Consider the following 11266-nt stretch of genomic DNA (forward strand, 5'->3'; position numbering starts at 1 on the left):
ACGCGGGTCAGGTCCTCGGCCGAGACGGCGGCCGCGCGTCGCCGGCGCATCGGCCGGTCGGGGACCACGCGCATCGCCAGCACGGTCCCGGCGGGAACGAACGCCTGCCGGCCGTCGCGCCGTTCGATCCGGATCCCGTCGCCATCGGCCACCAGCACGCGGCCCACGACGTCACGGACGCCGTCGGGCCCGTGATGGCGAACGGAGACGCGCTTGCCGACCAGATCCACGCCGACACGATCTCATGAGACGAACCCCACCAGCAGACGCCATGGTTCAGGGGCGATACTGGAGCAGACCCCCGAAGGAGCAAACTCGTGACGTATGTGATCGCCCAACCGTGTGTCGACATCAAGGACCGTGCCTGTGTGGACGAGTGTCCGGTCGACTGCATCTATGAGGGCAACCGCATGCTCTACATCCACCCCGACGAGTGTGTCGACTGCGGTGCCTGCGAGCCGGTCTGCCCGGTGGAGGCCATCTTCTACGAGGACGACACCCCGGACGAGTGGAAGGACTACTACGACGCGAACGTGCACTTCTTCGACAAGCTCGGCTCGCCCGGTGGCGCCGCGAAGATGGGCGTGATCGACGCGGACCACCCGCTGATCGAGGCGCTCCCTCCGCAGAACCAGGAGTGATCCCGGTGGCGCCGGCCCGCCGGGTCTCCGAGCTGTTCCCCGACTTCCCGTGGGACACGATCGCCGCTGCCAAGGCGCGTGCCGCCGAGCACCCGGGGGGCCTGGTCGACCTGTCGATCGGCACGCCCGTCGATCCGACGCCCGAGGTCGCCCGTGAGGCGCTCGTCGCCGCGGCCGACTCGCCGGGTTACCCCACGGTGCTGGGGCCCGAGTCGCTGCGTCGCGCGGTCGTCGACTGGCTCGAGCGGCGCTTCGCCATCACCGGCGTCGGTACCGACAACGTGCTGGCCACGATCGGCAGCAAGGAGCTGATCGCCAACCTGTGCGTGCAGCTGGGCCTCGGTCCGGGCGACGTCGTCGGGATCCCCGAGACGGCCTACCCGACCTACGCCGTCAGCGCCGCGTACGCCGGCGCCACCGCGATCGCCACCGATTCGCGCGTCGCGTTCGGGCCCCAGCGGCCGAAGCTGGTCTTCATCAACTTCCCGGCGAACCCGCACGGGCGCGTCGTGGGGCGCGAGCACCTGAAGGCGTGGGTCGACTTCTGCCGCGAGACGGGCGCGCTGCTCGTCAGCGACGAGTGCTATCTCGAGTTCGTGTGGGAGGGCGAGCCCGCCTCCGTGCTCGACCCCGAGGTCAACGGCGGGTCCCTCGACGGGATCCTCGCACTGCACTCGCTGTCCAAGCGCTCGAACATGGCGGGCTACCGCGACGCCTTCGTCGTGGGCGACAGCGCCGTCGTGGCCGAGCTGCTGGCCGTGCGCAAGCACCTGGGCTTCATGCTGCCCACGCCGGTCGCGGCCGCGATGCAGGCGGCGCTGGCCGACGACGCGCACGTCGACGAGCAGCGTGAGCGGTACGCCCGCCGGCGCGAGGTCCTGCGCACCGCGCTCGAGGGCGCGGGCTTCCGGATCGACCACTCCGAGGGCTCGCTGTACCTGTGGGCCACGCGTGGCGAGCAGTGCCGCGAGACCATCGAGTGGCTGGCCGATCGGGGCATCCTCGCCGCGCCGGGCGACTTCTACGGGGCGACCGGCACCCACCACGTGCGGGTCGCCTTCACGGCCACCGACGAGCGGATCGCGGCAGCGGCCGAGCGCCTGGCCTGATCAGCCGGGCAGCTCGACGGCCTCGAGGGCCATCAGCACGCTGCCCACGCAGGACGCGCGGGTCTCGAGCGCGGAGCCGGTCACCTGCACCTCGCGTGCCACCGGCGTGAGGGCGTGCCGGCGCATCGACGCGCGGACCTCGTCGAGCAGCAGGTCTCCGGCCGCGGCCAGGTCGCCGCCGATCACCACGACCTCGGGCCCGAGCAGGTTCGCGACGGCCGCCACGGCCTCGCCCAGATGGCGTCCCGCGTCCTCGATGAGGCGGCGCGCGCCCTGGTCGCCGTGCAGGGCGGTCTCGACGAACCCCGGGACGTCGAGCTGTCCGCCGGTCGGGGCGTACTGCGCGATGAGTGCCGCGCCGCCCACGTAGGCCTCGAGGCAGCCCCGGCTGCCGCAGCGGCACAGCGGCCCGGACTCGTCGATCGTCAGGTGGCCCAGCTCGCCGGCGGTGCCCAGACCGCCGTGGTGGACCCGCCCACCGAGCACGAGGCCGCAGCCCACACCTGAGGCGATCTTGATGTAGACGAGGTCCTCGTGACCGCGGCCCGCGCCGAGCCTCCACTCGGCCAGGGCGCTGAGGTTGGCGTCGTTGTCCACGACGGTCACGCAGTCGAACGCGGCCTCGGCGGCGGCCCGTGCCTCCACGCCGACCCAGCCCGGCAGGATCGATCCGGAGTCGATGACGCCGTCGCGGCCAATGGGCGCGGGGACGGCCATGCCCACGGCGTGCAGGTCCGCGTGGGTGAGCCCGCCCGCGACGATCAGCTCGTCGATCAGGTCGCGGGCCAGGCGCAGGGCCTTGTCACTGGGGACGTCCGAGGCGACGGGGACGAGCCGGGTGTCGCGGATGTGGCCCGCGAGGTCGGCGATCGCGACCTGCAGGTGGGAATGGCCGAAGTCGACCCCCGCGACGATCCCGGCGCCGGGGGAGACCGTGACGGTCGCGCCGCGGCGTCCCGACCCGGCCTCCGAGTGCAGGAAGCCCGCGTCGACCAGCTCGCGGATGATGCCCGAGACGGTTGCCGGCGCCAGTTGCGTGCGCCGCGCGATCTGGGCCTGGCTGAGTCCACCGGCCTCGCGTACCGCCTGAACGACCCGTCCCTGGTTGGAGGCGCGGAGCGCAGCGGTCGAACCGGGACTGGTGGACATGGCGTCAACTGTGACGGAGCCCACCGTTGTCGTCAAGAGTCGAATGCAAGATAGTGTCGGTCGGCGCGGAAGTGCCGATAGTGTTCAAGTCTTGACGCCAAACCTGTGACGTAGTTCACTGGTGGCACTCCACGCCGACGTGGGGTCGACATCTTCCTGGAGGAACTGTGAACAGCATCTCTCGTGCCGCCGTGTGGACGGCGACCCTGACGATCGGTCTCGGCGGCGTGGCCGCCTGCGGCGCCAACGACGATGGCGGTGGCGACTCGGACTCGGCCGACGGCAAGACCATCGCCCTGCTGCTCCCCGAGACCAAGACCACTCGCTACGAGAGCTTCGACAAGCCGCTCTTCGAGGCGAAGGTCAAGGAGTTGTGTGACGACTGCAAGGTCGATTACCTGAACGCCGACCAGGACGCGTCGAAGCAGCAGCAGCAGGCCCAGTCGGCCATCACGAACGGCGCGTCCGTCCTCGTGCTGGACCCGGTCGACGGCAAGGCCGCGACCACGATCGTGAAGTCCGCGCAGGGCTCCGAGGTGCCGGTCGTCGCGTACGACCGCTTCATCGAGGGCGCCGACTACTACATCTCGTTCGACAACGAGCGGGTCGGCCAGATGCAGGGCGAGGCGCTCGTCGAGGCCACCGGCGACAAGGGCGACGTCCTGATGCTCAACGGCTCGCCGACCGACCCGAACGCGGCGCAGTTCAAGAAGGGCGCGCACTCCGTGCTCGACGAGAGCGGCCTGACGATCGTGGCCGAGTACGACAACCCGGACTGGAGCCCCGACAACGCGCAGAAGTTCACCAGCTCGCAGTTCAACAAGGTCGACCCGGGTGACCTCGCCGGCGTCTACGCCGCCAACGACGGCCAGGCCGGTGGCGTCTTCGCCGCCTTCAAGGCCGCCGGCGTGAAGAGCGTCCCGCCGATCACCGGCCAGGACGCCGAGCTCGCCGCGATCCAGCGGATCGTCGCCGGCCAGCAGTTCATGACCGTCTACAAGCCGATCAAGGCCGAGGCCGAGCAGGCCGCCGAGCTGGCGGTCGACCTGGTCAACGGCGAGGACATCAGTGGCACGACCGACTTCCAGGGCGTCCCGTCCTTCATCCTCGATCCGATCTCGGTGAAGCAGGACAACGTCGGCGACACCGTCGTGAAGGACGAGTTCTACACCGTCGAGCAGATCTGCACCGACGAGTACGCCGCCGCCTGCGAGAAGGCCGGCCTGTCCTGACAGACCCGCGATGGGGCCGGCCGCCGCCGGCCCCATCGTGTCTCGTCCCGTCCCGTCCGACAGGAACCCCCATGACTGCACCCGTGCTCTCCTTGCGCGGCATCAACAAGCGCTTCGGCGCCGTCCAGGCGCTGACCGACGTCGACTTCGAGGTCCGTCCCGGCGAGGTCGTCGCCCTCGTCGGCGACAACGGCGCCGGCAAGTCCACCCTCGTCAAGATCATCGCCGGCGTGTACGGCTCCGACTCCGGCGAGATCGAGGTCGAGGGCCGCCGGGTCCAGATCCACGGACCGAAGTCGGCCCAGGCCCTGGGCATCGCGACGGTCTTCCAGGACCTGGCGCTCGCCGACAACCTCGACGTCGTCGCCAACCTGTTCCTCGGCCAGGAGTCGACCTCGCTCGGCGCCCTCGACGAGGAGGCGATGGAGTCGCGCAGCTGGGAGCTGCTGCGCCAGCTCTCGGCGAAGATCCCCTCCGTGCGCATCCCGATCGCGGGCCTCTCGGGCGGCCAGCGCCAGACCGTGGCCATCGCCCGCAGCCTCGTGGGCTCGCCCAAGATCGTGATGCTCGACGAGCCGACGGCCGCCTTGGGCGTCGCCCAGACCGCCGAGGTGCTCAACCTCATCGAGCGGCTGCGCGAGTCGGGGCTGGGCGTCGTGGTGATCTCGCACAACATGGCCGACGTCCAGGCGGTCGCAGACCGCATCTACGTCATGCGCCTGGGCCGCAACGCCGCGGAGTTCCACATCGACGACGTCACCACGGAGCAGCTGGTGGCGGCCATCACCGGCGCGTCGGACAACGTCGTGGCCGCCCGCCGGGCGCGCCACGGGGGTGCCGACGTCGCGCCCAACCCGCAGGAGCACCTGCCGGAGGAGAACTCATGAGCGAGCGCTTCGCGGACCGCGCCGACGAGCGCCTGGTCGTCGACACGTCGCCGAGGGCGATGCTGACCAACCTCAACCGCCGCCTGCGCTCGGGCGACCTGGGCATGATCCCGGTCGTCGTCGGCCTGGGCGTCATCTGGATCGTCTTCTACGCGCTCAACCCGCGGTTCCTGTCCTCGCGGAACCTGGTCGAGCTGAGCCTGGACTCCGCCACGATCGGCATGATCTCGGTCGGCATCGTCCTGATCCTGCTGCTCGGCGAGATCGACCTGTCGGTCGGTTCGGTGTCGGGCCTGTCCGGGGCGGTGCTCGCGGTCACGCTGGTCTACCACGACTGGCCACTGCTGGGCTCGATCCTGGCGGCGCTGTGCACGGGCCTGGCGATCGGCGTGTTCTACGGGCTGCTCTACACGCGATTCGGCGTGCCCAGCTTCGTGATCACGCTGGCCGGGCTGCTGGCCTTCCTGGGGGCGCAGCTCAACGTGCTGGGGTCCAACGGCACCGTGAACCTGCCGGGGAACTCGGCGCTGATCGACTTCGCCAACTTCACCTTCCTGCCTCCGTGGGCGTCGTACGTGCTCGCCGTCGCGGTGGGACTGGCCTACCTGCTGGGGCGGATGCGCACGGTGCGGCGTCGTGCCGCGGCGAACCTGTCGACCCCCGGTCTGCAGTCCGTCGTCGTGCGCGCGGTGTTGATCACCGCCGCGGTCGCCGGCGTGGCCTGGTACCTCAACATCGACCGTGGCATCGGCGCGATGCCGCTGCTGTGGGTCGGCGTGATCGTAGGCATGGACTTCCTGCTGCGCCGCACGACGTGGGGTCGCCACGTGTTCGCCGTCGGTGGCAACGAGGAGGCCTCGAGGCGGGCCGGCATCGGCGTCGACCGTGTCTACCTCTCGGTGTTCGCGCTGACGTCGATGTTCGCGGCCCTGGGCGGTGTGCTGGCCGCCGGCCGGCTCCAGGCCGTCAGCCAGACCAGTGGCGGCACGGACACCAACCTGATGGCGATCGCGGCCGCGGTGATCGGCGGGACCAGCCTGTTCGGCGGTCGCGGCTCGGTCTACTCGGCGCTGTTCGGGATGCTCGTGCTGCAGTCGATCACGAGCGGACTGAACCTCGTCGGCGTCGACGCCTACGTGCGCTACATGGTCACCGGCGCGGTCCTGCTGCTGGCCGTCACGATCGACTCCCTGTCGCGCCAGGCGCGCAAGAGCAGCGGCAGCGGCTGAGTCGCCCACGCTGCTGGTCGTCACCCCGGGACGGTCAGCGGCACGGATCGGCCCGTCACTCCCTGAGTGGCGGGCCTTTCTGCGCCCTGACGAGTCTCGTCTTGCGCCGCTCGCGGACCAAGGCGGCGCGGCCGATAGGGTCGTCGCATGCGAACTGAGACCGACATCGTCGTCGATCACCTCTCGAAGCAGTTCGGCTCCGTCAAGGCAGTGGATGACCTGAGCTTCACGGTGCGGCCGGGTGCCGTCACCGGCTTCCTGGGCCCCAACGGCGCCGGCAAGACCACCACGCTGCGGATGCTGCTGGGCCTCGTCCGCCCGACAGCGGGAACCGCGTTGATCGGTGGCCGCCGTTACGAGGAGATCCCCACCCCCGCCGCCACGGTCGGAGCCGCCCTCGAGGCGTCCAGCTTCCACCCGGGTCGTACCGGCCTGGACCACCTGCGCGTCTACGCGCCCCAGGTCGGTGCCACGGACGCGCGGTGCCACGAGCTGCTCGAGCTGGTCGGCATGTCCGACGCCGCCAAGCGCCGCGTCGGCGGCTACTCGATGGGCATGCGCCAGCGACTGGGCCTGGCCCACGCGCTGCTCGGCGACCCGGACGTGATCCTGCTCGACGAGCCCGCCAACGGCCTCGACCCGCAGGGCATCGTCTGGCTGCGCCACCTGCTGCGCGCCTTCGCCGACGAGGGACGCACCGTGCTGGTCTCCAGCCACGTCCTCAACGAGGTCCAGCACACCGTCGACGACGTCGTGATCATCGCCCAGGGGCGCCTCGTGCACGCGTCGGCGCTGCAGGACCTCCACGCGCTGGTCGAGTCGCGCGTGCGTCTCACCGGCCCGCAGGCCGACCTCATCGAGCGACTCGTCGCCGATCAGGGCTGGCAGACGGAGGCCGTCGCGGGCGGCGTGGACATCCTCAACGTCCCGGCCGCCACGGTGGGCGCTGCCGCGTTCGGCGCCGGCATCGAGGTGCACCAGCTGGCGGACGTGGGAGTCGGCCTCGAGGACGTGTTCCTGCGGCTGACCTCCAGTCCCGACGCCCCGGCGTCCCGAGGAGGTGTGGCCGCATGAGCGCCGCGATCAAGGCTGAGGTACGCAAGCTCTTCACGACGCGACTGTGGTGGTTGCTGGCCCTCGTGCTGGTGGCCTACCTGGTCTTCATCGGCGCCGTCATGGCGTTCTCGTTCACGGTCGATCCCGAGAGCATGGGCGGCGGCTCGGGGATGCCCGAGGGCGAGGAGCTGGCACGGGTGATCTACTCGCTGACCAGTCCCATCGGCTACGTCTTCCCGCTCATCGTGGGCAGCCTGCTGTTCACGGGCGAGTTCCGCCACAAGACGATCACCGCATCGCTGCTGGCGCAGCCGAACCGCTCGATCCTGATGGGCGCGAAGCTGCTCGCCGCAGTGGTGGTCGGTCTCGTCTACGGCGTGATCGGCACGGCGTCGACCGTGCTCGGCTCGGCGCCGATCCTCGCATGGCGCGGTGACGGTGCCTATCTGACCGCGAACAGCGTCTTGGTGCTGCTCGGCATGTCGGTCTTGGTCATGACGATCTGGGCCGTCCTGGGTACCGCCATCGGCAGCGTCCTGACGAACCAGGTCGCCGCGATCATCGTGATCCTGGCGTTCACGCAGTTCGTCGAGCCGATCGCCCGCGTGGCGCTGGGCGCCTGGGACGCGACGTCCGAGGTGGCCAGGTTCCTGCCCGGCGCGGCGGCCGACGCCATGCTCGGCGCGAGCTTCTTCGCCCAGGACACGTCGGCTGACCTGCTCTCGCGGGGCGCCGGTGCCGCCGTGCTGCTGGGCTACGTGCTGCTCTTCGCACTGCTGGGACGCTTCATCACGCTGCGCCGCGACGTGGGCTGAGGTGGGGCGGTGACTCAGCGTCCGTTCCCGCGCGGGTTCGGACGCTGAGTCACCGCTCCCCAGTACCCCCCGGCGTCGACCGGTGCGTCAGCGTCCGTTCCTGTGCCAGGACGGACGCTGAGTCACCGCTCCCAGGTCAGCCGCGCTTGAAGCGGACCTGCGTACTGCTGGCGTCCTCGGTCGGGTCCCAGCCCGGCTCCTCCTGGCCGGCCTCCCAGCGCATGTCGTCGAACGTCACCTCGCTGATCGAGTACTCGGTGGAGTTGGCGACCAGGAACTGGGCCAGGGCCCAGCCGCGAGTCCCGATCTGCTTGCCCGACAGGGCGATCGAGTGCTGGCCGGACGACGGGTCGGAGTCGACCCGGACGCCTCCCCACGACTCGTCGAGGTACGCCTCGAGGTCGGTCGAGGTGCCCGCCTGCGGATCGGTCGCGCAGGCGAACGCCGCGGGGGAGTAGCCGCGCAGGGCCGAGGCCAGCGCCCGCGCGTCGGCCTCGTGGTCGGCGTACGCGTCGGGGAAGCCGGAGCGCTGCACGGCCTGCGCGGCGTCGGTGATCTCCATGGACTCGTAGTCGTCGATCTCGACCAGGGCGTCGTAGAACCTCCCGGTCGAGTAGCGGGGGTCCATGATCTGCTCGACGGTGCCCCAGCCCTGCGAGGGGCGCTGCTGGAACAGGCCGACCGAGTCGCGGTCACCGTAGTCGATGTTGCGGATCTTCGACTCCTGGTAGGCCGTCGCGATCGCGATCGTCGTGGCCCGGGGTGTCAGGTCGCGCTCGTGCGCCATGGCGGCCATGAGCGAGGCCCACTTCGCCTGCTCGGCATCGACCTCGACGGTCGTGTCGCCGACGCGGGCGACGCAGTACCCGGCCCCGGTCATGCCGCCCTCGAAGAGCTTGAAGACGACCAGGACGAGCACCACCGTCGACGCGACGGTGGCGACGATCCATCGCATCAGTTGGCGTGCAGCGCCGCGTTGAGCTCGATGCCCGTCCGTCCGGCGCGGGGGCGGGCCTCGAGCGCGCCCGTCTGGCTGTTCGTGAGGAAGAGGATGCCGTCGGTGCCGGACAGCTCGGAGGCCTTGACGACCTTGCCATCGGGCATCGTCACCTTGGAGCCGGCGGTGACGTACGTGCCGGCCGCGACGACGCAGTCGTCGCCCAGCGAGATGCCGATGCCGGAGTTGGCGCCGATGAGGCAGCCCTCGCCGACGCGGATGACCTCCTTGCCGCCGCCGGACAGGGTGCCCATGATGGAGGCTCCACCGCCGACGTCGGACCCGTTGCCGACCACGACGCCTGCCGAGATGCGGCCCTCGACCATTGCGTGGCCCAGCGTGCCCGCGTTGAAGTTCACGAAGCCCTCGTGCATGACGGTCGTGCCCTCGGCCAGGTGGGCGCCGAGGCGGACGCGGTCGGCGTCGCCGATGCGGATGCCGGACGGCACGACGTAGTCGGTCATGCGGGGGAACTTGTCGACGCTGGTGACCGACACGGTCAGGCCGGCGGCGCGGGCACGGGCGCGTACGTCCTCGAAGCCCTCGACGGCGCAGGGGCCGATCGTGGTCCACACGACGTTGCTGAGCAGCCCGAAGACGCCGTCGAGGCTCTGCCCGTGGGGCTGCACGAGACGGTGGGACAGCAGGTGCAGGCGCAGGTAGACGTCGTACGCGTCCTGCGGGGCGGCTTCCAGGTCGGCGATCTCGGTGTGGACGACTCGGGTCTCGACACCGCGGACCGCGTCCTCGCGGGCGGCCGCGACGAGCGCGGCGGGCTCGGTCGTGGTCTCGGGCGCGGGGCCGAGCATCGGCTCGGGGTACCAGACGTCCAGGACGGTGCCTTCAGGCGTGACGGTGGCCAGGCCCCAGGCGTGGGCGGATCGAGGGGAGTCGGTCATGGCCCAAGGCTATCGAGGCCTCACACCCCGCCGGCGAAGCCGTGCTGGCGCCACGCCTCGTACACCGCGATCGAGGCGCAGTTGGCGAGGTTCATCGAGCGGCGCGCGGGGAGCATCGGCAGCCTCAGCTGATCGGTGATCCGGGAGTCGGCGAGGACGTCGTCGGGCAGGCCGGTGGGCTCGGGGCCGAACAGCAGCACGTCGCCCGGCTCGTACGCGACGTCGGCGTAGCCGGTCGTCGCCGCGGTCGTGTAGGCGAAGACGCGGGCCGGCAGCAGTGCCTCGTAGGCCTCATCGAGGGTCTGATGGACGGTCACCACCGCGAGGTCGTGGTAGTCCAGGCCCGCGCGGCGCAGCTTGCTGTCCTCGAAGTCGAACAGCGGATCCACCAGGTGCAGGTGGCTGCCGGTGGCGGCGGCCAACCGGATCGCGTTGCCGGTGTTGCCGGCGATGCGGGGCTCGAAGAACAGGATCCGGAACACGCGCTCACTCTAGGCGCGTGACGCGCTGGTGCGGCTCGGGAGGCATCCGGCGCAGGTCCGGAGGCGGATCCTCGAGGCGCCACGACATCCGGGCGACGCGCTCGACGAGCGTCACGAGCACGGCCATCGTCAGGTCCTCGCCGGGGCAGCGGTGCCCGGTCTCGCGAAACCCGCCGCCCTGCGGGACGAGGTTGTACGGCGTGACCGGGGTGAACTCGAAGCGGCGGGGGTCGAAGGCGTGGGGGTCACGCCAGAGGCGAGGATCGTGGTTGGTTCCCCACACGTCCAGGACCAGCAGCGAGCCGCGGGGGACCACGATGCCGTCCCACGTGAGGTCCTGCCGGGCGCGCGTGCCCAGGAACGGCACGAACGGCTGGGTGCGGCGGACCTCGTTGGCGACGGCGAACGGCGAGACCGCCCCGTCGACCAGGTCGGCGCCCACGTGCGGGTTGTCCGCGAGGGCACGCAGGAGCCCACTGGCGAGCCAGGTCACCGCGACCAGCGGCCGGATCAGGTTGATCACCTCGACGGCGGCCGTGTGGGCCGGCAGCAGGTCGCCGGCACTGTCGCGGTGCTGGGCCACGAGGTCCAGCGGAGTCCCGCGGTGCTCGCCGTCCCGCGAGCGCTGGACCAACCCGGTGACCCACGCGTCCGTCCGCCTCCGCGCGCGACGGGCCCGCAGGTTGCGGGCCGTCGGGGCCCCGAACCCGTCCACCATCGCGAGCATGTCGCGGACCCGCGCGGCGATGTCCTCGTCCTCGAGCGGGATG

General features: G+C 71.0%; 13 protein-coding genes. 7 read left to right on the plus strand and 6 right to left on the minus strand.

From position 1 onward, the window contains the following. A partial coding sequence (locus RT323_RS14035; protein ID WP_313409601.1) for a hypothetical protein occupies window positions 1–230 on the minus strand: 230 nt, incomplete at its 3' end. Between the two features lie 87 nt (window positions 231–317). Here RT323_RS14035 and fdxA point away from each other — a divergent pair. Together fdxA and dapC are read left to right on the plus strand one after the other, a co-directional pair. After that, window positions 318–641 (plus strand): ferredoxin, encoded by a 324-nt coding sequence (gene fdxA, locus RT323_RS14040; protein ID WP_313409602.1) that lies wholly within the window; start codon window positions 318–320, stop codon window positions 639–641. Between the two features lie 5 nt (window positions 642–646). Then, a complete protein-coding gene (dapC, locus tag RT323_RS14045) occupies window positions 647–1750 on the plus strand; it encodes a succinyldiaminopimelate transaminase (RefSeq protein ID WP_313409603.1) in 1104 nt (367 codons plus the stop codon). Here the strand turns inward: dapC and RT323_RS14050 are convergent, their stop codons facing one another. After that, window positions 1751–2899 (minus strand): ROK family transcriptional regulator, encoded by a 1149-nt coding sequence (locus RT323_RS14050; protein ID WP_313409604.1) that lies wholly within the window; start codon window positions 2897–2899, stop codon window positions 1751–1753. A 167-nt stretch (window positions 2900–3066) separates the two neighbouring features. Here RT323_RS14050 and RT323_RS14055 point away from each other — a divergent pair, with 167 nt between their 5' ends. The 5 genes from RT323_RS14055 (at window position 3067) to RT323_RS14075 (ending at window position 8118) form a co-directional block, all read left to right on the plus strand. Continuing rightward, window positions 3067–4131, plus strand: a complete 1065-nt coding sequence (locus tag RT323_RS14055; protein ID WP_313409605.1) for a substrate-binding domain-containing protein — start codon at window positions 3067–3069, stop codon at window positions 4129–4131. A gap of 71 nt (window positions 4132–4202) precedes the next feature. Further along, window positions 4203–5018 (plus strand): ATP-binding cassette domain-containing protein, encoded by an 816-nt coding sequence (locus RT323_RS14060; protein ID WP_313409606.1) that lies wholly within the window; start codon window positions 4203–4205, stop codon window positions 5016–5018. Continuing rightward, window positions 5015–6247, plus strand: coding sequence for an ABC transporter permease subunit (locus RT323_RS14065; RefSeq protein WP_313409607.1), 1233 nt, complete (start codon window positions 5015–5017; stop codon window positions 6245–6247). Before RT323_RS14060 ends, RT323_RS14065 begins: the two co-directional genes overlap by 4 nt. A gap of 147 nt (window positions 6248–6394) precedes the next feature. Continuing rightward, window positions 6395–7321, plus strand: coding sequence for an ATP-binding cassette domain-containing protein (locus RT323_RS14070; RefSeq protein WP_313409608.1), 927 nt, complete (start codon window positions 6395–6397; stop codon window positions 7319–7321). Further along, window positions 7318–8118, plus strand: coding sequence for an ABC transporter permease (locus RT323_RS14075; protein ID WP_313409609.1), 801 nt, complete (start codon window positions 7318–7320; stop codon window positions 8116–8118). Before RT323_RS14070 ends, RT323_RS14075 begins: the two co-directional genes overlap by 4 nt. A gap of 136 nt (window positions 8119–8254) precedes the next feature. Here the strand turns inward: RT323_RS14075 and RT323_RS14080 are convergent, their stop codons facing one another. The 4 genes from RT323_RS14080 to RT323_RS14095 all read right to left on the minus strand — a co-directional run. Next, a complete protein-coding gene (locus tag RT323_RS14080; RefSeq protein WP_313409610.1) occupies window positions 8255–9073 on the minus strand; it encodes a hypothetical protein in 819 nt (272 codons plus the stop codon). Beyond that, window positions 9073–10014: a 2,3,4,5-tetrahydropyridine-2,6-dicarboxylate N-succinyltransferase gene (gene dapD / locus RT323_RS14085; RefSeq protein WP_313409611.1), complete on the minus strand. Its 942-nt coding sequence runs from the start codon at window positions 10012–10014 to the stop codon at window positions 9073–9075. The genes RT323_RS14080 and dapD overlap by 1 nt, the downstream gene beginning before the upstream one ends. A 20-nt stretch (window positions 10015–10034) precedes the next feature. Further along, window positions 10035–10496, minus strand: a complete 462-nt coding sequence (locus RT323_RS14090; protein ID WP_313409612.1) for a tRNA (cytidine(34)-2'-O)-methyltransferase — start codon at window positions 10494–10496, stop codon at window positions 10035–10037. A gap of 4 nt (window positions 10497–10500) precedes the next feature. Beyond that, a partial coding sequence (locus RT323_RS14095; RefSeq protein WP_313409613.1) for a cytochrome P450 occupies window positions 10501–11266 on the minus strand: 766 nt, incomplete at its 5' end.

Source organism: Aeromicrobium sp., from assembly GCF_032084975.1.
Classification (GTDB): Bacteria; Actinomycetota; Actinomycetes; order Propionibacteriales; family Nocardioidaceae; genus Aeromicrobium.